The 25,236-nt window shown below is 60.0% G+C and carries 21 protein-coding genes; 9 read left to right on the top strand and 12 right to left on the bottom strand.

Annotation, left to right across the window (positions count from 1 at the left end):
- Window positions 1-87: 87 nt before the first annotated feature.
- On the top strand, window positions 88-447 hold the full coding sequence (locus tag KBY02_RS02805; protein ID WP_003406342.1) for a PilZ domain-containing protein: 360 nt from the start codon (window positions 88-90) through the stop codon (window positions 445-447).
- A gap of 28 nt (window positions 448-475) precedes the next feature.
- On the opposite strand, the gene KBY02_RS02810 is transcribed toward KBY02_RS02805, so the two are convergent.
- The 6 genes from KBY02_RS02810 to KBY02_RS02835 are packed head-to-tail and all read right to left on the bottom strand — an operon-like array spanning window position 476 to window position 7,345.
- Complete coding sequence (locus KBY02_RS02810) at window positions 476-1,819, bottom strand: DUF58 domain-containing protein (protein ID WP_225649768.1); 1,344 nt, start codon at window positions 1,817-1,819, stop codon at window positions 476-478.
- A complete protein-coding gene (locus tag KBY02_RS02815; protein ID WP_103712814.1) occupies window positions 1,816-2,856 on the bottom strand; it encodes an AAA family ATPase in 1,041 nt (346 codons plus the stop codon). Before KBY02_RS02815 ends, KBY02_RS02810 begins: the two co-directional genes overlap by 4 nt.
- Window positions 2,853-4,070, bottom strand: coding sequence for a DUF4350 domain-containing protein (locus KBY02_RS02820; protein ID WP_225649776.1), 1,218 nt, complete (start codon window positions 4,068-4,070; stop codon window positions 2,853-2,855). The genes KBY02_RS02815 and KBY02_RS02820 overlap by 4 nt, the downstream gene beginning before the upstream one ends.
- On the bottom strand, window positions 4,067-5,656 hold the full coding sequence (locus KBY02_RS02825) for a DUF4129 domain-containing protein (RefSeq protein ID WP_060409147.1): 1,590 nt from the start codon (window positions 5,654-5,656) through the stop codon (window positions 4,067-4,069). The genes KBY02_RS02820 and KBY02_RS02825 overlap by 4 nt, the downstream gene beginning before the upstream one ends.
- Window positions 5,643-6,623 carry a stage II sporulation protein M gene (locus tag KBY02_RS02830; protein ID WP_011268793.1) on the bottom strand — a complete coding sequence of 327 codons (981 nt, stop codon included), beginning with the start codon at window positions 6,621-6,623 and terminating at the stop codon, window positions 5,643-5,645. Before KBY02_RS02830 ends, KBY02_RS02825 begins: the two co-directional genes overlap by 14 nt.
- Complete coding sequence (locus KBY02_RS02835) at window positions 6,620-7,345, bottom strand: RDD family protein (RefSeq protein ID WP_225649778.1); 726 nt, start codon at window positions 7,343-7,345, stop codon at window positions 6,620-6,622. Before KBY02_RS02835 ends, KBY02_RS02830 begins: the two co-directional genes overlap by 4 nt.
- Window positions 7,346-7,525: 180 nt before the next feature.
- Between KBY02_RS02835 and sbcB the strand changes: the two genes are divergently transcribed.
- Complete coding sequence (gene sbcB, locus KBY02_RS02840) at window positions 7,526-8,956, top strand: exodeoxyribonuclease I (protein WP_054091832.1); 1,431 nt, start codon at window positions 7,526-7,528, stop codon at window positions 8,954-8,956.
- Between the two features lie 73 nt (window positions 8,957-9,029).
- Here the strand turns inward: sbcB and mvaT are convergent, their stop codons facing one another.
- Entirely contained in the window at window positions 9,030-9,410 is a 381-nt protein-coding gene (gene mvaT, locus KBY02_RS02845) for a histone-like nucleoid-structuring protein MvaT (RefSeq protein ID WP_002554971.1), read from the bottom strand.
- Between the two features lie 358 nt (window positions 9,411-9,768).
- On the opposite strand from mvaT, the gene purU reads away from it, so the two are divergent.
- Together purU and KBY02_RS02855 are read left to right on the top strand one after the other, a co-directional pair.
- Window positions 9,769-10,620, top strand: a complete 852-nt coding sequence (purU, locus tag KBY02_RS02850; protein WP_003406331.1) for a formyltetrahydrofolate deformylase — start codon at window positions 9,769-9,771, stop codon at window positions 10,618-10,620.
- A gap of 77 nt (window positions 10,621-10,697) precedes the next feature.
- Window positions 10,698-10,898 carry a hypothetical protein gene (locus tag KBY02_RS02855; RefSeq protein ID WP_103754454.1) on the top strand — a complete coding sequence of 67 codons (201 nt, stop codon included), beginning with the start codon at window positions 10,698-10,700 and terminating at the stop codon, window positions 10,896-10,898.
- A gap of 222 nt (window positions 10,899-11,120) precedes the next feature.
- Here the strand turns inward: KBY02_RS02855 and KBY02_RS02860 are convergent, their stop codons facing one another.
- Window positions 11,121-12,593: an inorganic phosphate transporter gene (locus KBY02_RS02860; protein WP_003363847.1), complete on the bottom strand. Its 1,473-nt coding sequence runs from the start codon at window positions 12,591-12,593 to the stop codon at window positions 11,121-11,123.
- Between the two features lie 207 nt (window positions 12,594-12,800).
- Window positions 12,801-12,998 carry a hypothetical protein gene (locus KBY02_RS02865; protein ID WP_002554967.1) on the bottom strand — a complete coding sequence of 66 codons (198 nt, stop codon included), beginning with the start codon at window positions 12,996-12,998 and terminating at the stop codon, window positions 12,801-12,803.
- 855 nt (window positions 12,999-13,853) lie between these two features.
- Between KBY02_RS02865 and pcaR the strand changes: the two genes are divergently transcribed.
- From pcaR to KBY02_RS02890, 5 genes are all read left to right on the top strand, one after another.
- Window positions 13,854-14,696, top strand: a complete 843-nt coding sequence (gene pcaR, locus KBY02_RS02870) for a pca regulon transcriptional regulator PcaR (protein WP_003363842.1) — start codon at window positions 13,854-13,856, stop codon at window positions 14,694-14,696.
- Window positions 14,697-14,852: 156 nt separating this feature from the next.
- The gene (locus KBY02_RS02875; RefSeq protein ID WP_003406329.1) at window positions 14,853-15,710 is read left to right on the top strand and encodes a CoA transferase subunit A; all 858 of its coding nucleotides are present in this window, start codon (window positions 14,853-14,855) and stop codon (window positions 15,708-15,710) included.
- Window positions 15,707-16,489 carry a CoA-transferase subunit beta gene (locus KBY02_RS02880; RefSeq protein WP_172980109.1) on the top strand — a complete coding sequence of 261 codons (783 nt, stop codon included), beginning with the start codon at window positions 15,707-15,709 and terminating at the stop codon, window positions 16,487-16,489. The genes KBY02_RS02875 and KBY02_RS02880 overlap by 4 nt, the downstream gene beginning before the upstream one ends.
- On the top strand, window positions 16,486-17,688 hold the full coding sequence (gene pcaF, locus KBY02_RS02885; protein WP_277620662.1) for a 3-oxoadipyl-CoA thiolase: 1,203 nt from the start codon (window positions 16,486-16,488) through the stop codon (window positions 17,686-17,688). Before KBY02_RS02880 ends, pcaF begins: the two co-directional genes overlap by 4 nt.
- A 211-nt stretch (window positions 17,689-17,899) precedes the next feature.
- A complete protein-coding gene (locus tag KBY02_RS02890) occupies window positions 17,900-19,201 on the top strand; it encodes an MFS family transporter (RefSeq protein WP_225649780.1) in 1,302 nt (433 codons plus the stop codon).
- Window positions 19,202-19,264: 63 nt separating this feature from the next.
- Here KBY02_RS02890 and KBY02_RS02895 read toward each other — a convergent pair whose 3' ends face one another.
- The 3 genes from KBY02_RS02895 to KBY02_RS02905 are packed head-to-tail and all read right to left on the bottom strand — an operon-like array spanning window position 19,265 to window position 25,020.
- A complete protein-coding gene (locus tag KBY02_RS02895; protein ID WP_011268788.1) occupies window positions 19,265-20,725 on the bottom strand; it encodes an AdeC/AdeK/OprM family multidrug efflux complex outer membrane factor in 1,461 nt (486 codons plus the stop codon).
- Complete coding sequence (locus KBY02_RS02900; protein WP_011268787.1) at window positions 20,722-23,856, bottom strand: efflux RND transporter permease subunit; 3,135 nt, start codon at window positions 23,854-23,856, stop codon at window positions 20,722-20,724. Before KBY02_RS02900 ends, KBY02_RS02895 begins: the two co-directional genes overlap by 4 nt.
- A gap of 3 nt (window positions 23,857-23,859) precedes the next feature.
- Complete coding sequence (locus tag KBY02_RS02905) at window positions 23,860-25,020, bottom strand: efflux RND transporter periplasmic adaptor subunit (protein ID WP_225649782.1); 1,161 nt, start codon at window positions 25,018-25,020, stop codon at window positions 23,860-23,862.
- Between the last annotated feature and the right edge of the window lie 216 nt (window positions 25,021-25,236).

The following is a 25,236-nucleotide window of genomic DNA, read 5'->3' on the forward strand; positions in this document are numbered from 1 at the left end:
TAGCCTCTGTCGTGCAGCGTATTCGACATCCGCAACGAACACACAGTGTTGCGTGGTCGCAGCATCGGTCCCGGAAGGCAGCCTGCCATGTATAAAGAGCGGAAAATCGAACGCCATCAACTGCAGGATTATCTGCAGGTTTTCAATCGTCATACCGGCAAGCTGGTGGGGTGTCTGGGGAATGTCTCCGGTGAGGGGCTGATGCTTATCAGCAGCCTGCCGATCCTGGTGGGGGCGAGGTTCGATCTGTGTCTGAAACTGCCGAATGGCAATATCGGACAGCCCATCGATGTGAGCGCCAAGTGCCTCTGGTGTCACGAAGACGAGACACCTGGCAGTTATGACTCCGGTTTTCAATTGTGTCAGGTTTCTGCAGAGTATCTGGAGTTTGTGCAGCTGTTGCGACAGTACTTCTGTTTTTACCCCTCCTACGAAGCCTCTGCCTGAGGCTGCTGCCTGAAGGGCAGGGCGTCGTTCATAACGTCCCTGCCTTTTTCCAGCTCATGTAACGGTTGACCAACTGTGGCCCCAGTTCTCCTGGCCGCGCATCCATGATCACGATGCCTTGCGCACTCAAGCGATCATGCAGCGAAGCCCGGGCGTTGAGAAAGTCGATCGTTCCGCAATAACTCAGCGCTTCATCGTACGTGTGCACCGGTGAGTGGCGCAGGCCGTCGAGTACTTCCTCTCGCAGGCTGGCAATCAGTACCCGATGCTGTTTACCGAGCTGCCTGGCGGCGGCCAGCAGCTCCTCATCGTCTTCATCGCGCAAGTTGGTCATCAACACCACCAGTGAGCGTCTTTTATGACGAACCATCAGTTGGCGCACGGCGGCGCTGTAGTCAGCGGGGCGCCGGGTGGTCTGCAGGTCATAGACCGAATTGAGCACCCGATTCAGCTGTCCAGGCCCCTTCACCGGCGCCAGATAACGATCCTGCTCGCCGGCAAAGGTCGCAATACCGACAGAATCACCCTGACGCAGCGCGACATAGCTCAACAGCAGGCAAGCGTTGAGGGCGTGATCGAAGTGAGACAGGTCGCCGTCCTGACTGCGCATCCGACGTCCGCAATCGAGCATGAAAACGATCTGCTGATCCCGCTCGTCCTGGTATTCCCGTGCGATGGGCGCTCGCTGGCGGGCGGTGGCTTTCCAGTCGATCTGGCGCAGGCTGTCGCCCTCGCGAAACTCACGCAACTGGTTGAATTCCATGCCCAGCCCGCGACGTTGCAACTGGCGCACGCCCAGTTGGCTCAGCCAGTTATCCACCGCCATCAATTGACCGCCGCAGAGGCGGGCGAAATCCGGATAGACCCGCGTGGTGCCGGGCACTGCCAGGTAGCGTCGTGCCGTCCACAGGCGCAAAGGCCCCGGCAGGCTGATTTCGCAACGCTCAAAGGTGAAATGCCCCCGGCTTGACGGGCGCAGACGATAGCCAATGCTGCCTTTACCGCGTGCGGCCAGGGTGAGGGATTGCGGCAGGTTTTCGTGTTCCAGCCCGTGCGGCACATGATCGAAGATCCGCACGGTCACGGGGCTGCCACCGTCGTGCTGCACATCAAGTCGGGCTTCGTTCCAGCGATCCAGCGTCAGACTGCCCGCCAGCTCACGCTGCACACGTGGCGAGGGGCTTCTGAGCAGCCAGATTGCATCAAGCACGCTCACGACGACGAGGGCCAGCAATGCCCCCCAGTAAAGGTCGTCGATTTTTGCCGGATACTCGATGCCCAGCGCATGAAACGTTCCGAGCAGCAAGGCCACGCCCATCAGTCCGCCGAGCCAGCGCAGCAGCGTTATCGACGGCTTGAGGACCTGTTTCACAGGCGTGGTGCCGAGACCTGGTCGAGGATCTGCCTGAGCACCTGATCCACCGACAGCCCTTCGATGTCCAGCTCAGGTGACAGCCTGACCCGGTGCCGCAACACCGCCAGTGCACAGCCCTTGATGTCGTCCGGGGTCACGAACTCGCCGCCACGCAACACAGCTCGGGCCCGCCCGCCACGCACCAGCGCAATCGAAGCGCGCGGGCCTGCGCCCTGACTCAGACCCGGCCAGGTGCGCGTGCTGCGTGCCAGCCGCACGGCGTAGTCCAGCACCTGCTCATCGATGGGCAGCTCGCTGGCAATGCGTTGCAGCGCCTGAACCTCGCGGGCCTGCATGATGACCCTGAGCGGTCGCACATCCAGCATGTCAGCCCGGGATGAGCGGGTGACCTGACGCACCATGTTCAGCTCTTCCTGGGCCTCGGGATAATCCATGCGCAGTTTGAGCATGAAACGATCCAGTTCAGCTTCCGGCAATGGATAGGTGCCCTCCTGTTCGATGGGGTTCTGGGTCGCCAGCACCATGAACGGCTGTGGGATCGGCAGGGCGCGCCCTTCAAGGGTGACTTGCCGCTCCTGCATCGCTTCGAGCAAAGCCGCCTGGGTCTTGGCCGGTGCCCTGTTGATTTCGTCGGCCAGCAGCAGGTTGGTGAACAGCGGCCCCTTGCGCAGCTTGAACTGCTCGGTCTGCATGTCGTACACCGCATGACCGGTCACATCGCTGGGCATCAGGTCCGGCGTAAACTGGATGCGGGCGAATTCGCAGCCGATGCAACTGGCCAGCGCCCGAACCAGCAGCGTCTTGCCAAGCCCCGGAACACCTTCCAGCAACACATGTCCGCCACCGATCAGCGCGGTCAGCACGTCGTCGATAACCGCATTTTGTCCGATCACGGCCTTTTGCAGCTCATTGCGCAACGCCTGGGCCAACTGGCTGGCGCGCTGACGCTGCTGCAACTGATTGGTGGATTCGGCTGCGGGCTCGGCAAGTGGCTCGGTGCTGCTGCCTGATGGGGCGGGTGTTTGATCACTCATAGGGCATTCCTGATTGTTTGCAGGTGGGCTACCTGGCGGGTGAATTCGCTGTGGGACAGGCGTTGCGGCGGGCGAGGGCGCAGCGCGTCGCTGATGGCGCTGGTGGGCTGACGGGTCAGGCGAGCAAGCACTTGCCATTGTTCGGCAATGACCAGCCGCTCGAAACCGGGATGCAGCTGGCGGGCGCGACGCAGTATGTCCTGTTGCAGGCGTTTGATCAGCGTCTGCTGCCCGGCATGTTTGCGCAGGAACTCGGCACTGGCGCGCAGGTGCTCTGTCAGTTGGCGGCGTGCGAGTGGCGCGGGTCGACGCAGCGGGCCCTCGCGCAGGCCGATGTGCCACAGACCCAGAGCAATCAGCAGTGCCAGCGTCAGCAGCGCCTGCGGATAGTTGCGCAGCAACAGGCTCAGCAGGTTGTCGTGTTCGGTTTGCAGCACCAAAGTCACTTGGCTGTCCTGCGTCAGATACCAGAGCAGCCAGGCATTGTCATAGTGGCCGATCGAGCGGGTTTTCCACAGGTTGGCGTCCGTGACAACGGTGATCAGCCCATTGCCCCGGCTTATCTGCAGCAGGTGCGTGGCATCGGCGCTGTTGGCCCAGGATTGGGCGTGATCTTCCGGGTCTTCGAGGTGAAACGCCGGATCGAAACTCATGTAGGCCGGGGCGCTCTCGTTTTCCAGGTACAGGCGGGTCAGCTCTGGCCAAGGTATTTTCTGGTGTTTGGGGGCGGGCGTCATCAGCGGGATGGGCAGTGGCGGCTGAGCGTCGGTCAGTTGCTGTTCCTTGGCATTGATGTCTTTGGTGAGGTACTGGTGAATCTGCAGACTGTCCAGCAGCAGATCGCCGCTGCGGCCTTTTTGTTCGTCCCAGAGTTGTTCGGCGACAAACAGCAGGTGCCCGCCTGCTTCGGCCCAGTCCAGCAGCTTTTGGGTTTGCGCCGGGGTCATGTCTTCCCGGTCATCGAGCAGCAGCAGGGTCTGGGTGCTCTGACTCGGGTCGGGAAGCTGAGCCAGCGTATCGGTGGTATTCACCGTGAGGGAGCGGCCACGCAGAAAGTGTTCGGCCGCCAGCCAGGGATTGGCCTTGGCCTCTGGCGAGGGGCCCTGATCAACCGTTTTTTCATAGCGCTCGAGCTGAGTGCTCAGAAACAGCGCGCCGCCTGCCATTAATGACAGGACCAGCAGCCCGATCAGCAGCCCGGTGCGGCGGCTCATGGCTGCGCTGCCTGGTTGAACAGGCGACGCCAGCCATCGCAGAGTTCCTGCCGGGCGTGGGCCGGTGGCAGGCGATGCCCGTAGGCGAGGTTTTGCCAGTGTGCGGTCAGCGTGCGGCTGAACTCACTCAGCAGCGGCTGGTTGAGCGCGGCGATGCGTTCGAGTACCTGACTTTCGGTATCGGCATTTTTCAATGGCAATCGATAGTCGCTCAGCAAGCGGCTGAGCAGGGCGCGGTATAGCAGACCCAGCGCTTCGCGGGGCTGGCTGTTCCAGAGCTGCTCGGCCCGGCCGGCAACATCGTCGGGCAGGCTTTCGGCATTCACTTGCAGACCAAAGAGCTGCTCGGGTGCCGGGCGGGTGGTTTTTGCCTTGCCGGTCTTCCGGCTAACGAAGGTCCTGAACCAGTCCCGGTAACGAAAGATCACCAGCCCTACAAGCCCGATGACCACGCCCCACAGCAGTACTTCAATCATGCTGGCCAAGGCGCTCGCTGCGCGCAGAAACCGATTGAGCCAGGTCATCAGCCAGCTCTGATCGCGCGCGTCCCGAGCCGCAGACTGGCCTTTCTGTTTTTCAGGAAAGCGCCAGCCGGTTTCAGTCCTGGGATTGCGGAAGGGCGGCTGTTGCAGAACGCTCTGGATCTCGCTGCGCGCCGCTTCGCTGGTCAGGGGCTGGCGGGTCAGGCGCGGCGTATCGGGCGACGCCACGGACGGAGCGGATTGCGCAGGGGCGGACTCCGGCAGCGGGCAGCTGTAGCTGGGTTGATCGGCCCAGACCGGTGCGGGTGCTGTCGAAAGTACCAGCCCGACGCCCATCAACACGGCATAGGCAGTGCCGATCAGGCGCTGGCGCAGGCGTCGGAAGACCAGTTCTATGTCCCAGGCTTCAAGAACCGTGCGGCGATTCAAATACAGCGTGAAGCCGCAGGCGACATATACAGGTTCCCAAAGTATCAGCGCCAGGGCATAGAAGAGGTTGGTCAGGTGGTCGATCCACAGCCATTGGTTTTCGACGTCGAGCAGACTCATCCAGTGCCAGTCGATCTGGATCTGCTGCGGTATCAGGGCGTAGAGCAGGACCAGCAGGCCTATCCACAGTGCGTATTCCAGGTGCGCGCCAACGATGGTGAGCAACTGTGCGGCACGCAGGTCTTTCTGGCTGAGCAGGCCGATGCGCAGGGCGCGTTCGGTACCGGCCAGATGCTCCAGTTGCTGCACCGGCAGTTGGAAACTGCGACTCAGGGAAAGACGTCGCCACAACAGGCTGGGCAGCAGTTGCTCCTTCAGGGTCGCCGGCCAGGCCTTGAGGGCCTGTCGCAGTGTCGGCGTGGCACCGAACAGTGACTGCGAAAGGATCAGCAGCGGCAACCGTTCGAACGCAGGTTTGAGCCACCAGAACAGCAGAATGGCGGCCGTGGGGTAATCCCAGAGCAACGCACTGAGGATGCAGAAAAGGGGCAGGGTGACGATTGCCCAACTGCTCATCAAAACGCCGCGGTGCCGCCCGGCGAGCAGTACGCCCAGGTCGATGGCCTCCCAGGGCGAGCGAGGGCGTATGGCAACAGTCGACTCAGTCAGGCGCATGAGGTGTACGTCCTGCCAGAGTCAGATACGCGGCCACCAGCAACCACAGGACGGCACCTGTCAGGTACTTGAGAAGCGGCCCGGGCCAGGTCATCGATGACCAGTACGCCTCGATGAAGGCTGCGATCAGCAGAAACAGGATCACCCCGCCGACCAGTTGCATGCTGGCCCGCGCGGCGATGCGCAGGGCGGCGCTGCGCGTCAGCCGTCCGGGGGCCAGCAAGGCCCAGCCCAGCTTGAGGCCCGCAGCCCCGGCAAGAGCGATGGCCGTCAGCTCGAAGGCGCCGTGACCGATGACGAAGGGCCAGAAGGTCTGTCCGTAACCGATGTCTGTCAGGTGCCCGGCGATTGCGCCGGTCATCAAGCCGTTGAAGAGCAGGAAAAACAGACTGCCCAGCCCGAACAGCAAGCCGCTGGCATAGGTCTGGAAGGCGATGCCGATGTTGTTCATGATGTAGTAGCCGAACATCATCCAGTCCGTATCGGAACCCCGTTCGACGGGCTGTCCGACACGACTGGCCGACGGGTCATACATACTCTGCATGTCTGCCAGTTGTTCGGGGCTGACGACGCTGTAGATCAGTTGTGGAAAACCATAGACCAGCAACGCCATGCCGATCAGGCTACCGAACAGCAGCAGGCTGGCAACCAGCACAAAGCGCCACTCGGCCCGCACGCGTCGCGGAAAGTCTGCCAGAACGAAGCTCAGCAGTCGCACTCCGGCAGTGCTGCGATGGCGGTAAAGTTGCTGATGACCGCGCATGGCCAACTGATGCAGGGGGTCGACCAGATGGCTGCTGTAGCCGCGTTCCTGTGCCAGCGCCAGATGGTGGCAGAGGCGTCGATAATCGCCGGGAAAGGTCGCGCCGCCGCTGACATCGCCCTTGCCTTGTTCAAGGGCCGTCAGGCGCTGCTCGAAGCGTTGCCACTCCTGCTGATGGCGGGTTTCAAACAGGCTCTGCTTCATGTAGGCCCCAGCAGGTTGCGGGCGATGCCGTTTACATGAGCGACCGCCGTGTCGGCGGAGATACGCAAGGGTTCGGCAAGGATGGCCGCGAGTTCCTGGGTTCGCGCGCTGGACAGTTCAGCCTGCCGTTCCGCCAGGCCGAGCACCGCCCGCTGTTCATCCAGATGCAGGGCAAAAGGCACGATGACCGGTTCGGCCGAGGGGAGAGTGGGCCGCGCCACCGGCCGGTCGCTGTAAATCACCAGCGTTCCCGCTGCAAGATCGCCCAGCCGTTTGAAGAACGGGTGGTTCAGACAAGTAATCGCCCCCAGCCCGTAGCCCAGCGGGAGCATGTCGACGAAGCGCAGCAGGTTGCGGATCAGCGACGAAGACCAGTCTATGGGCGTGCCGTCGTCGTGCACCACCCGCAGCCCGAGCAGGCGCTTTCCGGGTGTGCGTCCCTGGTTGAGCACTTCAAACAGCACCATGTACCACCAGTTCACCAGAAAGAACACCAGAGCGGCCAGACCCATGCCGAGCTTGTCGAGCAACTGCAGAAGCACAAACAACAGGCCGACGAGGGCTGCGCGAATGGCGAAGTCGATGCCGAACGCCAGTGCGCGGGAAACCAGCCCGGCAGGGCGCAGAAGCATATCGATGCCTTCTGGCGTCTCGATTTCAATGCGCGTGTCCAATGGCGTGGGCAGCGCTGCATTCCTTGGCGAAGCGGGACGGGATGACATTGTCGGAAGGACGCGCCTGAAAACGAAAACTGATGCTAGCTAGCGCAGCGGAGCTAAGCAACCGACCATTCAACACGCGGGCTGTAAGAAAACATTTCCCGGTGCGCCGGATACGACCCGATTAGCCAATGACACCTGTCACGCCCTACACTTCGCGGGTCTTTTGTTCAGGATCAGCCCGTGACCTCCAGCATCTTCTGGTACGACTACGAAACCACCGGTATCAACCCGCGCAATGACCGTGCGCTGCAGATGGCCGGAATTCGCACGGATACCGACCTCAATGAAATCGCGCCGCCGGTCAATCTGCACTGCCAGCTCAGCGATGACATCCTGCCTCATCCTGTCGCCTGCATGATTACCGGAATCACTCCGGCCACGCTGGCAGAAAAAGGCTTGTGCGAGGCCGATTTCATGACGCGCGTACATGCCGAGCTGTCTGCGCCGGGTACCTGTGGCGCGGGTTACAACACCTTGCGTTTCGATGACGAAGTCACGCGCTACAGTTTTTATCGCAACTTCTTCGACCCCTATGCACGCGAATGGCAGGGGGGCAACAGTCGCTGGGATCTGATCGATGTCGTGCGGGCCGCCTATGCATTGCGCCCCGATGGCATTGTCTGGCCGGAACAGGACGGCCGGGTCACGCTGAAACTGGAGCGGCTGACGGCTGCCAACGGTATTGATCATGGACAGGCGCACGATGCGTTATCCGATGTCCGTGCAACGATTGCTCTGGCACGTTTGATTCGTGAAAAGCAGCCGAAGCTTTATGACTATCTGTTCGCCTTGCGCAGTAAGCAGAAAGTCCAGGAACAGGTTCGCCTGATGCAGCCTCTGGTGCATATTTCGGGACGCTTTTCTGCGGCGCGCAATTACCTGGGTGTGGTGCTGCCGTTGGCCTGGCACCCGCATAATCGCAATGCGCTGATCGTGTGTGATCTGCACCTGGATCATGCACCGTTGTTGCACGAGGACGCTGAAATACTCAAGCGCCGTTTATATACGCGGCACGATGCGCTGAGCGACGGCGAATTGCCCGTGCCGCTCAAACTGTTGCATATAAACCGTTGCCCGGTGATCGCGCCGCTGGGGGTGCTGCGCAGCGAAGATCAGCAGCGGCTGCAACTGGACATGGCCGGCTATCAGGCACGCGCAACGCAATTGAGTGAAAACCGCGAAGTTTGGCACGGTAAACTGGCTGCCATTTACGGCAAGGACGATTTCGCCGCAAGTGAAGATCCCGAACAGCAGTTATATGACGGTTTTATCGGGGACCGTGATCGTCGACTGTGTGAGCAAGTTCGACAGGCCGAGCCAGAACAACTGGCGCGTGATGCGTGGCCGTTTGATGATGCCCGATTGCCTGAATTGTTATTCAGGTATCGCGCTCGTAACTTCCCTGACACCTTGAGTGGCGAAGAGCAAACACGCTGGCGGGATTTCTGTCAGCAGCGCTTGCGCAACCCGGAATGGGGCGCTCCCAACACCCTGCATGACTTTACGGCCGCATGGGTAGAATGCTCCCTTAGTGCCGGGCCAGAGCAGCTGGAGGTGTTGCGGCAGTGGCAGGATTACGCACACAGGCTGAGTAACCGTCTGGGCGTATAAAAAATACCGGGCAATAAAAAACGCCAGCAGGCTGGCGTTTTTTCAATCGCAATGAACCGCGACCTGGTGAAGCTTAGCCCAGCAAAGTGGCCCAGCTTTCAACGTCGTCGCTGCCCCACTTGGCTTTCCACTCTTTCAGCGTCTTGTGGTTGCCGCCTTTGGTTTCGATGACTTCACCGTTGTGCGGGTTCTTGTATTGCTTGACCTTACGGGCGCGCTTGGTGCCGGCAGGTTTAACAGCGCCGCCACGAGGGGCCTTGTTTACCTTGGCATCCGGATCCAGCAGGGCAATGATGTCACGCAGCGACTTTTGGTATTCGCCCATCAGCGTGCGCAGTTTGCCTTCGAATTCCAGCTCGGTTTGCAGTTTGTCGTCTTGCGACAGGTTCTTCAAACGGGCTTGCAGTTCTTTGATGGCTTCTTCTGTAGCGCGGTATTCGTTGATCAGGGACATGAGGAGACCTTATGTTGTGAGGGTTGCAGGGATACAGTGCGGCAATAATAGTCACTGTAAATGAGCAAGTAAACATTAAATAAAAGTTTTATTTGAATTATTTAGCAATATACACACGTCCTACAGACGCCTGAACTAGGGACGCGTCACGCTTCCTTCAAAAGATCGCCGCTATAAAGCCCTTCTTATTACAGGTTTTGTTTAGCGGTGCGCACCCGGAAAACGCATACTGGCACGGTGCAATCTTTGGCCTTGGCGGTGTGCTTTTTCGGCCTCTGCATTCAGGCAACAGAGATACTGCAGTTTTGCTGCGCAGCCGCTAGAATAGCGGCTTTGCGAAGTTCTGGAGTTTCCCCCAATGCGCACTTTTCGTCTGGTGATTGCTTGCCCGGACCGTGTAGGCATCGTTGCCAAAGTCAGTAACTTTCTGGCGTCCCATAACGGCTGGATCACCGAAGCGAGTCATCACTCGGACAATCTCAGCGGCTGGTTTTTCATGCGTCACGAGATCCGTGCCGACACCCTGCCTTTTGATCTGGACGGGTTCCGTGAAGCCTTCACGCCGATTGCCGAAGAATTTTCGATGGACTGGCGCATTACCGACTCGGCGCAGAAGAAGCGCGTCGTGCTCATGGCCAGTCGCGAATCACACTGTCTGGCCGACCTGCTGCACCGCTGGCACAGTGACGAACTCGACTGCGACATCGCCTGTGTGATTTCAAACCACCAGGACCTGCGCAGCATGGTCGAGTGGCATGACATCCCTTACTACCATGTTCCGGTTGACCCGAAAGACAAGGAGCCGGCATTCGCCGAAGTGTCGCGTCTGGTCGGTCATCATCAGGCCGATGTCGTGGTTCTCGCGCGCTACATGCAGATTCTGCCGCCACAGTTGTGCCGTGAATATGCCCATCAGGTCATCAATATCCACCACAGCTTCCTGCCATCGTTCGTGGGTGCCAAGCCGTACCATCAGGCCTCGTTGCGCGGCGTCAAGCTGATCGGCGCGACCTGTCACTATGTGACCGAAGAGCTCGATGCCGGTCCGATCATCGAGCAGGACGTCGTGCGCGTCAGCCATCGTGACAGCATCGAAAACATGGTGCGCTTCGGTCGCGACGTGGAAAAGATGGTGCTGGCCCGCGGCCTGCGCGCTCATCTGGAAGACCGTGTGCTGGTTCACGACAACAAGACAGTCGTCTTCGGCTGATCTATCTTTTCGGGAGCGCGTCTGTCGCGCTTCCGACTCAGCTGTCGGCAATGGTGTAACGCGCAAGGTGACAGCCAATGACCGATCCTCTCGACAAAGCCACTTCCACCGCTCCGGCAACGCTTGGCGAAGGCTGCCTGAGCCGCTATGACCCTGCGGAACTGACTGCGGAAAATGGCACTGATTTCGACGGTGCCGCAGCACTGTGGCGCGAGCTGCAGCAAGCGCAAGCGCCTGGTGAAGGGCTTGAGGAGGAGGGGGAGCAAGAGGATAAGTGAGTCAAACCCTTGAGCGGTGCAAGGCATGCACCGCCCGAAGGGTTTTAGGCTCTTTACGAAAAGTGGCTGCGCTCGGTGATGCTTCGTTAAAAACAGGCTCGGATGCGAGTCCAATCGGAATGCTCATTTACAACACGTAGAGTCGATCGCGACCCCGGCCGTTCCTCGCCTGTTTTTGCCTCGCCTGACCTTCGCTCGCCGACTTTTCGTACAGAGCCTAGATCAGGCCAGGGCCTTGGAAGCCAGCCAGAACAGCGCTGCGGACAAGGCGACCGTTGCCGGCAGGGTCAGCACCCAGGCCAGCAGGATGGTGCGCACGGTTCCGCCCTGAAGGCCGCTCTTGTTGGCGACCATGGTGCCGGCCACACCCGACGACAGAATGTGCGTGGTGGACACCGGAAGGCTGAACACGTTGGCCAGACCGATTGCGCAGGCGGTAGTGATTTGCGCGGACATGCCTTGTGCGTAAGTCATGCCCTGCTTGCCGATCTTCTCGCCGATCGTCAGGACTACACGCTTCCAGCCGACCATGGTGCCGATACCCAGCGCCAGTGCGACCGCCAGAATCACCCAGAACGGTGCGTACTCGGTGGTGGTGGTCAGGTCCTTGCGAAGTTTCTCCAGATCGGATTTTTCACGCGCTGACAGGTCTGGAAGTTTGCCGACCTTGCGGGCGGTGTCGTCCAGGCACAACAGATAGCGACGCACTTCGATGCGGCTTTCAGGGGCCAGCGCGTGGTAGTCGGACACGCCCTTCAGGCGGTCGAGCAGCGCGTCGATGGTAGGTTCGGTCTGCTTCGGATTACACGCGGAGCTGGACGGCAGGTCGCCTTTTTCGGCTTTGCCCATGGCCAGATATTCGCCCAGCGTGCTGCTGTTGCGCTGATAGAACTGGCTCAGATGCTGGGTCGCATCGCGGGTACGTTCGATCTGGTAGGTCGTGCTGGTCAGGTCAAGCACGAACTGGCTGGGCACGATGCCGATCAGCACCAGCATGATCAGGCCAATGCCTTTCTGGCCGTCATTCGAACCGTGTACGAAGCTGACTGCCATGGCGGAAATGACCAGTACCAGACGGTTCCAGAACGGAGGGTGCTTCTTGTCATCCAGCTTGCGGCGCTGGTCAGGGGTCTTGTGCATCTTCGACAGTGGACGCCACCATTTCAGGGCAACCAGCACCAGACCCGCAACGATAAAGCCGGCCAGCGGCGAGAACACCAGCGAAGCGCCGATATCGATCGCTTTCTGCCAGTTCACGCCATCGGCCAACGGGATATCGTTGAGCAGGGCATTGGCCAGACCCACACCGAGTATCGAGCCGATCAGCGTGTGCGAACTGGAGGCCGGAATACCAAAGTACCAAGTCCCGAGGTTCCAGGTAATGGCCGCCGCCAGCAGCGAGAACACCATGGCCAGGCCGTGTCCGGTGTTGACGTTGATGAGCAGTTCGACCGGCAGCAGATGCACGATGGCATAGGCAACGCCCACGCCGCCCAGCAACACGCCGAGAAAGTTGAATACACCGGAGAAGAACACGGCCAGATGAGGCGGCATTGCTTTGGTGTAAATGACTGTCGCCACCGCGTTGGCGGTGTCATGAAAGCCGTTGATGAACTCGAAGGTGAGGACGAAAGCCAGGGCGAGCAACAGGCTCACAAGCACCCAGGCATCAAGCCCGCTGAATAAATCGATCATGTAGGTTTTCTGACCGGGTCTGAAGGGGGCGCGATTATGACAGAAAAAATACCGAACGACTTGTCGTCACCGCGAGGTGTCGCCTCAAACCAAAAAAAAGACGCATGAGCGCCGCCCCGTTGAATGCTCAATGAGGCCGTGAGGCGTGTAATTCCGGGTGCTGGAAGTCGAAGACGTAATCGGGCAGGGATCATCGGACCCGTGCTGTTACGGCTCTTCTTTCAGACCTTCTTCCATCTTTTGCAGTTCTTGCTTGAACGCCTGGTCCAGCAGGCTGGCTCTTTTGCGCCAGGGCTTGCGTTCCGGTTCCGGTTGCGCGGCGTAGGTGGTGATTTCACCGCCGTAGACATCCTTGTAGCGTTGTTCCTGGCGCTCAAGTTCCGCGCGCAGTTCATCTTTAGTCACTTTAATACCTGATCGAGTCGAATGGGCTCTGGCGATGACGCAAAACAGTGCAAGTATGTTCACTCCAGTCTGGCTGTATACCCAATACAGTCAGCGACCTGTTCGGGCGATTGCGCGAAAGGGTTACTGGACATGCCTGTTGTTGTCTGCGGCTACGTGCACCAGAGAGAAATACCTGTCGTAGCGACACACGTTTGATTTCAAGCACAGGGCTTGCGCTGGCAGGCTTGCTGATGGTCTCGCGGCGATGGTGCACCGTGACAACGCTTCGACAGGACAGTCGAGGCAGAAATCGGGTGAATGGATCAATCGTTGCGAGGGTATTGCCAACCAACTGACCGATACTATCTCCAAGAACTTCTGCTACGTCAACAACAGAGGTTGAATGAGTTCACAGGTCTGGTTTTTTTGTACGATTGTTCCGAAGTTTCAGTGAGCCGTTTATATGACATAAGTTTTATAAAACAGTTTTCATTTTCGACGACAAAATGTTGGCGAAGAAATTCACCGTTTTTTATATGCAGGATGTGTGGAGTTGCGCGGCGGGCGCTGATCGAGAGCGGGAGGGGGAGGGTGTCGCGAGCATCGGGCACACAGCAAGCGCCTGAGTAATGAAAACGGCCTTGCTTGGTGAGCAAGGCCGCTGCCTTGGACTTCTCAGTGGGTACCTGACCAGTATTTCCAAGAAGTCACTTCATGGCAGAGGTAAAGGTATAAGTATATTTACATGGGGTCAATTGCGATTATCGGCCACCTGTTCGATAATCGAACAGCTGGGGGTTGGCTTCGCTCCCCTGCAAAGAGCTGAAACCTGCGGTTTACAGGGCCTGAAAGGCAGTTACATAAGGTGTGTCAATGAACGACGAACTGCGTAAATCTTTTGCCTCATTGGCACCGCCCATCGTGGCGTCGCCCGCAAAGCGCATTCAGGCGCTGACCGGTGATCCGGATTTCATGACCTCGCTGGCGCGTGGGCTGGCCGTGATTCATGCCTTTCAGGAGCGCAAGCGGCACCTGACCATTGCGCAGATCAGCCATCGCACGGAGATCCCCCGTGCGGCAGTGCGTCGTTGTCTGCACACCCTGATCAAGCTCGGTTATGCGACCACTGACGGCCGTACCTACTCGCTACTGCCCAAGGTGCTGACGCTGGGCCACGCCTATTTGTCATCGACGCCACTGGCAACCTCGTCGCAGCCTTATCTGGACCGTATGAGCGACCAGCTGCACGAGGCGTGCAACATGGCCACGCTGGAAGGCGACGACATTCTTTATATCGCGCGCTCTGCCACCACGCAGCGGCTGATCTCGGTCGACCTTTCCGTGGGCGGTCGTCTTCCCGCGTACTGCACGTCCATGGGCCGCATTCTGCTGGCCGCACTGGATGACGTGTCGTTGCATGAATACCTTGACCATGTCGATCTGCAGCCCAAGACCAGCCGCACCATTCGCACCCCGGAAGCCTTGCTCGAATGTCTGCAGCTGGTTCGGCAACAGGGCTGGTGCATTGTCGATCAGGAACTGGAACAGGGGCTGCGTTCGATTGCGGTACCGGTCTATGATGCGTCGGGCCAGGTGCTGGCGGCGCTGAATGTCAGCACCAGCGCCGGACGTGTGGCACGCAGCGAGCTGGAACAGCGCTTTCTGCCCATCATGCTTGATGCCAGTCGCGACTTGAGTACGCAGCTGTTTACCTGAAGTGGCCGTGTTTCGGCATGATGGAATTCGTTCGATTACCGAACGTTTAGTCGATTATCGGATTGTTTGCCCTCTTGCTCAGGCATAACCTCATTTTCATTCCGGCGCAGGTCTTCGCGCTGATCATTGAACGTGATGTTGGGTTCGGAGCACCTCATGGCAGACATTCTTTCTCTACGCGATGCGGTGAAGCAACTGGTCAACGATGGCGACACCGTTGCGCTGGAAGGCTTCACTCATCTGATCCCCACGGCCGCTGGCCATGAAATCATCCGTCAGGGTAAAAAGGACCTGACCCTGGTGCGCATGACGCCCGACCTGATCTACGACCAGTTGATCGGCGCCGGTTGTGCGAAGCGGCTGATTTTTTCGTGGGGCGGCAACCCTGGCGTTGGCTCCTTGCACCGTTTGCGCGATGCCGTTGAAAAACAATGGCCGCGCGCGATGGAAATTGAAGAGCACAGCCATGCCGACCTCGCCAACGCCTATGTAGCCGGTGCGTCCGGTCTGCCGTTCGCTGTGCTGCGCGCTTACGCCGGCTCTGACCTGCCCAAGGTCAACCCGCTGATCAAGACCGTCACCTGCCCGTTCACCGGTGAGGTGCTGGCAGCGGTGCCTTCGGTGCGCCCGGACGTGACCGTGATTCATGCACAGAAAGCCGACCGCAAGGGCAACGTGCTGTTGTGGGGCATTCTCGGTGCGCAGAAAGAAGCCGCGCTGGCTGCACAGCGCTGCATTGTGACGGTGGAAGAAATCGTCGATGACCTGAACGCCCCGATGAACTCCTGCGTGCTGCCGACCTGGGCGCTGAGCGCCGTGTGTCTGGTGCCAGGCGGTGCTCACCCGTCTTATGCGCACGGTTACTACGAACGTGACAACCCCTTCTATCAGGCCTGGGACCCGATCGCCCGAGACCGGGAGACCTTCACCGCGTGGATCGATGAATACATCCACGGCACCGCAGATTTCAGTGAATTCCAGAGCAAGCTGGCTCGCGCTTCGGAGGCCAAATAATGACTTACTCCACCAGTGAAATGATGACCGTTGCCGCAGCCCGTCGCTTGCGCAATGGTTCTGTGTGCTTCGTCGGCATCGGCCTGCCTTCGAAGGCGGCGAACCTGGCACGTCTTACCTCTGCGCCTGACGTGGTACTGATCTACGAGTCCGGTCCGATTGGTGCCAAGCCCACGGTGTTGCCGCTGTCTATCGGCGATGGCGAGTTGGCTGAAACCGCAGACACAGTGGTATCCACCAGCGAAATCTTTCGTTACTGGCTGCAGGGCGGTCGCGTCGATGTCGGCTTTCTTGGCGCAGCGCAGGTCGACCGCTTCGGCAACATCAACACCACCGTGGTCGGTGATTACCACCATCCCAAAGTGCGTCTGCCGGGCGCCGGTGGTGCGCCGGAGATCGCTGGGTCGGCCAAGTCAGTGCTGATCATTCTCAAGCAGTCGGCGCGTTCGTTCGTCGACAAGCTGGACTTCATCACCTCGGTCGGGCATGGCGAAGGCGGCGACTCGCGCAAACGTCTGGGCCTGCCCGGTGCCGGTCCGGTGGGCATCATCACCGACCTGTGCATCATGGAACCGGAAGCCGGCACCCACGAGTTCGTCGTGACTACGCTGCACCCTGGCGTGACCCGTGAGCAGGTGATCGCCGCAACCGGTTGGGCGATCCGCTTTGCCGACACCGTTGTTGTGTCCGAAGAGCCTACCGAGGTCGAGCTGACGGCGCTGCGTGATCTGGAGGCACGGACTGCCGCAGCTCACGGTCAGGTTGCAGGAGAAGCGTGATGCGTGAAGTGTTTATTTGCGATGCGATTCGTACGCCCATCGGTCGCTTTGGTGGTGGGCTGTCTTCGGTGCGTGCAGACGACCTGGCGGCGGTGCCGATCAAGGCGCTGATGGAGCGCAACCCGTCGGTCAACTGGGAGGAGATCGACGAAGTGTTCTTCGGCTGTGCCAATCAGGCCGGTGAGGACAACCGCAACGTTGCGCGCATGGCCGCACTGTTGGCCGGGCTGCCACAAAGCGTACCGGGGGTCACCCTCAATCGCCTGTGTGCGTCCGGGATGGACGCCATCGGCACCGCTTTCCGGGCCATCGCTTCAGGTGAAATCGAGCTGGCGATCGCCGGAGGCGTCGAGTCGATGTCCCGCGCGCCCTTCGTGATGGGCAAGGCCGATGCCGCGTTTTCGCGCAACATGAAGCTGGAAGACACCACCATCGGCTGGCGCTTTATCAATCCGGCGATGAAAGCGCAGTACGGCGTGGACTCGATGCCCGAGACGGGCGACAACGTTGCAACCGACTTCAGGATTTCTCGAGCCGATCAGGACGCCTTCGCCCTGCGCAGCCAGCAACGCACTGCCGTTGCCCAGGCTGCGGGCTTTTTCGAGGAAGAGATCGTGCCGGTGCGAGTCGCGCACAAAAAGGGCGAGACCCTTGTCGACAAGGATGAGCATCCGCGTGGCGATACCAGTCTGGAAACCCTGAGCAAACTCAAGCCGGTCAACGGCCCGGACCGCACGGTGACTGCCGGTAACGCGTCCGGGGTCAACGACGGTGCTGCTGCGCTGATTCTGGCGTCGGCCGAAGCGGTGAAAAAGCATGGCCTGACGCCGCGTGCCCGCGTGCTCGGCATGGCCAGCGCGGCGGTTGCCCCTCGGGTGATGGGCATTGGCCCGGTGCCAGCGGTGCGTAAGCTGGTCGCGCGGCTGGGCCTGGCGGTGACCGATTTCGATGTCATTGAGCTCAATGAAGCGTTTGCCAGCCAGGGGCTTGCGGTCTTGCGCGAACTGGGTCTGGCCGACGATGCACCGCAGGTCAATCCCAACGGTGGGGCGATTGCCCTCGGCCACCCGCTGGGCATGAGCGGCGCGCGGCTGGTGCTGACGGCGCTGCATCATCTGGAGAAAACCGGCGGGCGCAGAGGCCTGGCAACCATGTGCGTCGGCGTCGGGCAGGGGCTCGCGCTGGCCATCGAGCGGTAAACCCTCCTGCTTCAACCTGTTGTCCAGCAACCCGGATCGTTTGTCTGCCTCCACGAAAAGGCAGGCCGATGATCCGGGTTGTTGTTCGTCCGGGCGCGGAATGTTCAACGATCCCGCTATTGCTGTCGGCTGAATTGGCCTGACTGATTGTGCTCGATTAAAGACGGTGTTACAGATTGTTTCTTATGGACAGTTCTGCTTGGGGAAAATAATGACTACAACATCAAAAGCATCGCATTACACCGGCGAGGAGCGAAGCAAAAGAATTTTCGCGATTGTCGGCGCCTCATCCGGCAACCTGGTCGAATGGTTCGACTTCTATATCTACGCTTTCTGCGCAATTTATTTCGCACCGGCTTTCTTTCCTTCCGATGATCCGACCGTTCAGTTGCTCAACACCGCGGGTGTGTTTGCCGCTGGCTTTCTGATGCGTCCGATTGGCGGCTGGCTGTTTGGTCGTGTCGCGGACAAACATGGGCGCAAGAACTCCATGCTGATTTCGGTCACCATGATGTGTGCCGGATCACTGATCATCGCCTGCCTGCCGACCTATGCATCGATTGGTGCCTGGGCGCCGGCCTTGCTGCTGATGGCGCGCCTGCTGCAAGGTCTGTCGGTAGGTGGCGAGTACGGCACCACGGCCACCTACATGAGTGAAGTGGCGCTGCGTGGCCAGCGCGGCTTTTATGCTTCGTTCCAGTACGTGACCCTGATCGGCGGGCAATTGCTGGCCGTGTTGACGGTGGTCATTCTCCAGCAATTCCTGACCACCGAAGAGCTGCGTGACTACGGCTGGCGCATCCCCTTCGTGATCGGTGCTGGCGCTGCGGTCATCGCCTTGCTGCTGCGTCGCACCCTCAATGAAACCACCACGGCCGAAAGCCGGCAGGATAAGGACGCGGGCAGTATTGCGGCACTGTTCAAGCATCATGCTGCGGCCTTCATCACCGTGCTGGGCTACACCGCCGGTGGCTCGCTGATTTTCTACACCTTCACGACCTACATGCAGAAATACCTGGTCAACACCGGGGGCATGGAAGCCAAGACCGCCAGCTACATCATGACCGGCGCGCTGTTTCTGTACATGTGCATGCAGCCGTTCTTCGGCATGCTCGCGGACCGCATCGGCCGTCGCAATTCGATGCTCCTGTTCGGCGCGCTGGGTACGCTGTGTACAGTGCCGATCCTGATGACGCTCAAGACCACCACCAACCCGTTCATTGCCTTCGTGCTGATTACCCTGGCGCTGGCGATCGTCAGCTTCTACACCTCGATCAGCGGGCTGGTCAAAGCCGAAATGTTTCCGCCACAGGTTCGTGCGCTGGGCGTAGGGCTGGCGTATGCGGTGGCCAACGCGGTGTTCGGCGGCTCGGCTGAGTGGGTTGCCCTGAAGCTCAAGAGTGCCGGAATGGAAAACAGCTTTTACTGGTACGTGACGGCGATGATGGCGGTAGCGTTCCTGTTCAGTCTGCGTTTGCCCAAAGAGCCCAAGTACCTGCATCAGGATCACTGATCGCAGGTGTGTTTCGGCCATAAAAAAACCCACCTGATCAGGTGGGTTTTTTATGCACTGCAATCAGAACAACTGAACCGAAGGCTTCTCCTTGGAGATGGTTTCGGTCTGCCCGGTTCTTTCATACCAGCCGCCGCCGAGGGCCTTGTACAGGTTGACCTCGCTGGTCAGCTGCGACAGGCGGTCGGTGATCAGCGTTTGTTGCGCACTGAACAGCGAGCGCTGGGCGTCGAGGAAGGTCAGGTTGCTGTCGATGCCGATCCGGTAGCGACGCTCGGCCAGACGGTAGTAATCCTGGTTGGCCGCGACGAAGTCACGTTGCGCCTGGAGCTGCTCGTCATAGGTCTTGCGCGAAGCCAGACCGTCGGACACTTCCTGGAAGGCGGTCTGAATCGCCTTCTCGTAGTTGGCGACGCTGATTTCCTTCTGGATTTTCGAGTAGTCCAGGCTGGCGCGCAGGTTGCCGGCGTTGAAGATCGGGATGTTGATGCTTGGCTGGAACAGCCAGGCGCCCGATCCGCCCTTGAACAGGCCGGACAGCTCGCTGCTGCTGGTCCCGGCACTGGCCGTCAGGCTGATGCTCGGGAAGAACGCTGCACGTGCCGCGCCGATGTTGGCGTTGGCCGCCTTGAGCGAGTGCTCGGCCTCGAGAATGTCCGGACGACGCTGCAGCAGGTCGGACGGCAGGCCTGCCGGCATTTCGGTCAGCATGTCGGAATCGAGCAAGTGGCTGGCCGGCAGGTTGTCGGGCAGGCTGGTGCCAAGCAGCAGCACCAGGCTGTTCTGATCCTGGGCAACCAGGCGCTGGTACTGGGCCAGTTTGGCGCGCGCGCTTTCGACGGCGGTGCGCGACTGGCTCAGGTCCAGTGCCGAAGAAACGCCGACTTCGCTGGCGCGCGAGGTCAGACGGAAGCTTTCTTCGTAGGTCTTCAGGGTGTCCTGCGTCAGCTTGAGCAGTTCCTTGTCGGCCTGCCAGGTCATGTAGGCATTGGCGACGCTGGCCACCAGACTGATCTGGGTGCTGCGACGCGCTTCCTCGCTGGCGAAGTAGGTCTCCAGCGCCTGCTCGCTGAGGCTGCGGACCCGGCCGAAGAGGTCCAGCTCGTACGAGCTGACACCCAGGGTGGCCGAGTAGCTGCTGGTGATGCCTGGCTGACCGGTCTGCGACTGATCACCCGGCACGCGCTGACGTGAGCCGCTACCGGTGGCCGAAACAGCAGGGAACAGGTCCGAGCGCTGGATACGGTACTGGGCGCGGTAGGCGTCGATGTTCAGCGCCGCAACCCGCAGGTCACGGTTGTTGAGCAGTGCAGTCTGAATCAGCTGTTGCAGCGCCGGGTCATTGAAGAAGTGCCGCCAGCCTTGCTCCGCAGCGGCCATTTTGGCGCCTTCGACCGGCGAGTACGCCGGCCCTTGCGGATATTGTGCCGCGACCGGTGCTTGCGGCTGCTTGTAATCGGGGATCAAAGAGCAGCCGCCGAGAATGAACGCGGTAACTGCAAGTGAGATCAATGACTTGCTCATTGGCCAGCCTCATCGTGTGAAATATGTTTCTGCTTGCTCTTGAAGAGCCCTGAAACCGTTACGAAGAACAGGGGCACCCAGAAGATCGCCAGAATAACTGCGGTGATCATACCGCCAATTACGCCAGTACCGATCGAATGCTGACTACCCGAACCTGCGCCCGAGGAAATCGCCAGCGGCACAACGCCAAGGATGAAGGCCATGGAGGTCATGATGATCGGGCGCAGACGCATGCGGCAGGCCTCGATCGCCGCGTCGACCAGGCTCTTGCCCTGTTCGTGAAGCTCTTTGGCGAACTCGACGATCAGAATGGCGTTTTTCGCCGCCAGACCCACCGTCACCAGCAACCCGACCTGGAAGAACACGTCGTTGGACAGACCGCGCAGGCTGGTTGCCATCAGTGCACCGATAACCCCCAGTGGCACCACGAGGATGACCGCGATCGGAATCGACCAGCTTTCATACAATGCCGCCAGACAGAGGAACACGACCAGCAACGACAGGGCATACAGGGCAGGGGCCTGTGAACCGGACAGGCGTTCCTCGTAGGACAGACCGGTCCACGAGATGCCGATACCTTGCGGCAGCTTCTTGGCCAGCGCCTCGACTTCGTTCATCGCGTCGCCGCTGCTGTAGCCAGGGGCTGGAGTACCGAGTACTTCCTCTGCCGCCACGCCGTTGTAGCGTGACAGTTTCGGCGAGCCGTAGGACCATTTGCCGCTGGCGAAGGCCGAGAACGGCACCATCTCGCCCGCGCTGTTGCGTACGTACCATTTCTTCAGGTCTTCAGGCGTCATACGCGCACCTGCATCGCCCTGGATGTACACCTTCTTCACACGGCCACGGTCGATGAAGTCGTTGACGTAGCTGCCACCCAACGCGATGGACAGGGTGTTGTTGATGTCCGACAGGGTGATGCCCAATGCACTGGCGCGCTCGTCGTCGATGATCAACTGGTATTGCGGTTCGTCGTTCAGACCGTTCGGACGCACGCCCGCCAGAATCTTGCTCTGTGCAGCCATGCCGAGGAACTGGTTACGCGCTTCCATCAGCTTGTCGTGACCCACGCCGCCCTGATCCTGCAGGTAGACGTCGAAGCCTGTGGCGTTACCCAGTTCGAGTACCGAAGGCGGGACGACCGCAAACACCATCGCGTCGCGCAGGCTGAAGAAATAGCCTTGAGCCCGCTTGGCCAGTTCGAAAACGCTGTTGTTGGAATCACGCTCTTCCCACGGCTTGAGCATCACGAACGCAATCGCCGAGCTTTGACCGCGGCCCGCGAAGTTGAAGCCGTTTACCGAGAACACCGACTTCACCGCGCCGCTTTCCTTGGTCAGCAGGTACTCACGCATCTGATCGATGACTTCCTGCGTGCGCTCGGTCGAGGAGCCGGCCGGTGTCTGGATCTGGGCGAAGATAACGCCCTGGTCTTCTTCCGGCAGGAACGCAGCCGGAATACGCATGAACATGAACACCATGCCCGCGCAGATCAGTATGTAACCCAGATACGCAGGCCACTTGTGCTTGAGCATGTTGCCGACGCCGCGCTCGTAACTCAGAACGCTGCGGTCGAAGGTGCGGTTGAACCAGCCGAAGAAACCCCGTTTCGGTTGTCCGTGCTTCTCGTGATCGATGGGCTTGAGCATGGTGGCGCACAGCGCCGGGGTAAAGATCAGCGCAACCACGACCGACAGGGCCATGGCCGAGACGATGGTGATCGAGAACTGCTTGTAGATCACCCCGGTGGAGCCGCCGAAGAACGCCATCGGTAACAGAACCGCCGACAGCACCAGGGCAATACCGACCAGTGCGCCCTGGATCTGTGTCATGGACTTGATCGTGGCGTCGCGCGGGGAGAGCTTTTCCTCCTCCATGACCCGCTCGACGTTTTCCACCACCACAATCGCATCGTCCACCAGCAAGCCGATGGCCAGCACCATACCGAACATGGTCAGGGTGTTGATGGTGAAACCGAAGGCCGCGAGGATGCCGAACGTACCCAGCAAGACCACCGGAACCGTCATCGTGGTGATGATGGTTGCGCGGAAGTTCTGCAGGAACAGGTACATCACCAGGAACACCAGCACGATCGCTTCGATCAGGGTGTGCACCACGCCGTTGATCGATTCGCTGACCACCGGTGTCGTGTCATACGGATACACGACTTTCATGCCAGGCGGGAAGAACGGTTCCAGCGAGGAAACGGTCGCGCGGATGGCCTTGGCGGTGTCCAGCGCGTTGGCGCCGGTGGCGAGCTTGATCGCCAGACCGGAAGCCGGTTTGCCGTCGAACTGCGAGTCGGTGCTGTAGTTCTCTGCGCCCAGGCCGACCGTGGCGACGTCTTTCAGGCGAACCTGCGAGCCGTCGGTGTTGACCTTGAGGAAGATGTTGCCGAACTGCTCGGCGGTCTGCAGACGGGTCTTGCCGATGATCGTGGCGTTCAGTTGCTGACCGCTGATCGATGGCAGGCCGCCCAACTGGCCGGACGACACCTGAACGTTTTGCGCGGTGATCGCGTCTTTCACGTCCACCGGGGTCAGCTGGAAGTTGTTCAGCTTGGCCGGGTCCAGCCAGATACGCATGGCGTACTGCGAACCGAACACCTGGAAGTCACCCACACCGGAGGTCCGCGAGATCGGATCCTGCATGTTCGACACAATGTAGTTGGCCAGGTCTTCCTTGCCCATGCTGCCGTCTTCCGACACCAGACCGATCACCATCAGGAAGTTCTTCACTGCCTTGGTGACGCGGATACCCTGTTGCTGCACTTCCTGTGGCAGCAGCGGGGTCGCGAGGTTGAGCTTGTTCTGCACCTGAACCTGCGCCGTATCCGGGTTGGTGCCCTGATTGAACGTCGCAGTGATGGTCATGCTGCCGTCGGAGTTACTTTCCGAGCTGACATAACGCAGGTTGTCGATACCGTTGAGCTGTTGCTCGATCACCTGAACCACAGTGTCCTGCACCGTCTGGGCAGACGCGCCCGGATAGGTGACCTGGATACCGATGGCGGGCGGTGCGATGCTCGGGTACTGGTTGATCGGCAGGCTGGAAATCGACAGCGCACCGACCAGCATGATCACGAGGGCAATAACCCAGGCAAAAATGGGTCGATCAATAAAAAATTTCGACATGGGTTACTCCCCTTTGCTGCCTGCGGCTTTATCAGTGGCCGGGGCAGGTGCCGGGTTTGCTCCTTTGACGTTGGTCGCTTCGGCGACTTTCACTTCGGCGCCTGGTTTGACGTACTGCAGGCCTTCGGTAATGACGCGATCACCTTCTTTCAGGCCGTCTTCGATCATCCAGTCGCTGCCCACGGTGCGATTGGCCACCAGCGTACGCATTTCAACCTTGTTGTCCTGATTGACGACCATGGCGGTCGGCGTGCCTTTCAGGTCGCGGGTCACACCTTGCTGCGGTGCCAGGATGGCCTTCGAATTGACGCCAGCCTGCAATTGGGCGTGAACGAACATGCCCGGCAGCAGACGGTGCTCAGGGTTCGGGAACACGGCACGCAGGGTCACGGAGCCGGTGGTCTGGTCAACCGACACTTCGGCGAATTCCAGTTTGCCTTCCTGGCCATAGACGCTGTTGTCTTCCAGGGTCAGCTTGACCTTGGCCGCGTTGTCGCCGGCTTTCTGCAGTTTGCCGCTATCCAGGTCGCTGCGCAGCTTGAGCATGTCGGCAGATGACTGCACCACGTCGACATAGATCGGGTCGAGTTGCTGGATGGTTGCCATCGCATCGGTCTGCGCGCTGCTCACCAGTGCGCCTTCCGTCACCGCGGAGCGACCGATACGACCGGAAATAGGTGCCAGCACCTTGGTGTAGCGCAGGTTGATCTGGGCGGTCTGCAGGGCTGCCTGAGCTTCCTGGGTCGATGCCAGCGCCGTGTCGTACTCCTGACGGCTCACTGCCTGCTCGCTGACCAGTTGCTTGTAGCGATCGGACATCGACTTGGCGGACTGCAGGGTGGCCTTGGCGCTGTTGGCGTTGGCTTCATAGACAGCCGGGTCGATCTGGTAGAGCTGCTGACCGGCTTTGACATCGCCACCTTCGGTAAACAGGCGCTTGAGAATGATGCCGTTGACCTGAGGGCGAACCTCGGCGACGCGGAATGCGGTGGTCCGGCCCGGCAGCTCGGTGGTCAGGGTATAGGGCTGTGCTTTGATGGTAACGACGCCTACCTGAGGGGTTTGCGCAGGCGGGGCGGCCTGTTCCTTCTTGCTACAGCCACTGAGCAGGGTTGCCAGGGCGATGGCAGTGACCAGAACGGTAACAGCTGGCTTGAATTGCATGAAGATCCTCGGGGCAGGAGCCTGTTTTCTCAACAGTACGTTGAAGTGTTAAAAAATATTTCGGCTAGATAAGTAGCATGCTAAGGAATATACTTACATTCGCGGCTGTTTGTAAACACCCGCTGTGCGCATTCGGCCACTATTCAGGAAGCCGGCAGCCAATTCGGGACAAGGCGAGACAAATGCCGCCCGGCCATATCTCGAGGCATGACGCAA

It is taken from the genome of Pseudomonas sp. P129 (genome assembly GCF_020312195.1).
GTDB lineage: Bacteria > Pseudomonadota > Gammaproteobacteria > Pseudomonadales > Pseudomonadaceae > Aquipseudomonas > Aquipseudomonas fragariae.

Bases quoted from the DNA above. Each gene is read 5' to 3' on its own strand.
- KBY02_RS02805 (WP_003406342.1), top strand. From the start codon at position 88: ATGTATAAAGAGCGGAAAATCGAACGCCATCAACTGCAGGATTATCTG.
- KBY02_RS02815 (WP_103712814.1), bottom strand. From the start codon at position 2,856: ATGAGTGATCAAACACCCGCCCCATCAGGCAGCAGCACCGAGCCACTT.
- KBY02_RS02820 (WP_225649776.1), bottom strand. From the start codon at position 4,070: ATGAGCCGCCGCACCGGGCTGCTGATCGGGCTGCTGGTCCTGTCATTA.
- KBY02_RS02825 (WP_060409147.1), bottom strand. From the start codon at position 5,656: ATGCGCCTGACTGAGTCGACTGTTGCCATACGCCCTCGCTCGCCCTGG.
- KBY02_RS02830 (WP_011268793.1), bottom strand. From the start codon at position 6,623: ATGAAGCAGAGCCTGTTTGAAACCCGCCATCAGCAGGAGTGGCAACGC.
- KBY02_RS02835 (WP_225649778.1), bottom strand. From the start codon at position 7,345: ATGTCATCCCGTCCCGCTTCGCCAAGGAATGCAGCGCTGCCCACGCCA.
- mvaT (WP_002554971.1), bottom strand. From the start codon at position 9,410: ATGTCCCTGATCAACGAATACCGCGCTACAGAAGAAGCCATCAAAGAA.
- purU (WP_003406331.1), top strand. From the start codon at position 9,769: ATGCGCACTTTTCGTCTGGTGATTGCTTGCCCGGACCGTGTAGGCATC.
- KBY02_RS02855 (WP_103754454.1), top strand. From the start codon at position 10,698: ATGACCGATCCTCTCGACAAAGCCACTTCCACCGCTCCGGCAACGCTT.
- KBY02_RS02860 (WP_003363847.1), bottom strand. From the start codon at position 12,593: ATGATCGATTTATTCAGCGGGCTTGATGCCTGGGTGCTTGTGAGCCTG.
- pcaR (WP_003363842.1), top strand. From the start codon at position 13,854: ATGAACGACGAACTGCGTAAATCTTTTGCCTCATTGGCACCGCCCATC.
- KBY02_RS02875 (WP_003406329.1), top strand. From the start codon at position 14,853: ATGGCAGACATTCTTTCTCTACGCGATGCGGTGAAGCAACTGGTCAAC.
- KBY02_RS02890 (WP_225649780.1), top strand. From the start codon at position 17,900: ATGACTACAACATCAAAAGCATCGCATTACACCGGCGAGGAGCGAAGC.
- KBY02_RS02895 (WP_011268788.1), bottom strand. From the start codon at position 20,725: ATGAGCAAGTCATTGATCTCACTTGCAGTTACCGCGTTCATTCTCGGC.
- KBY02_RS02900 (WP_011268787.1), bottom strand. From the start codon at position 23,856: ATGTCGAAATTTTTTATTGATCGACCCATTTTTGCCTGGGTTATTGCC.
- KBY02_RS02905 (WP_225649782.1), bottom strand. From the start codon at position 25,020: ATGCAATTCAAGCCAGCTGTTACCGTTCTGGTCACTGCCATCGCCCTG.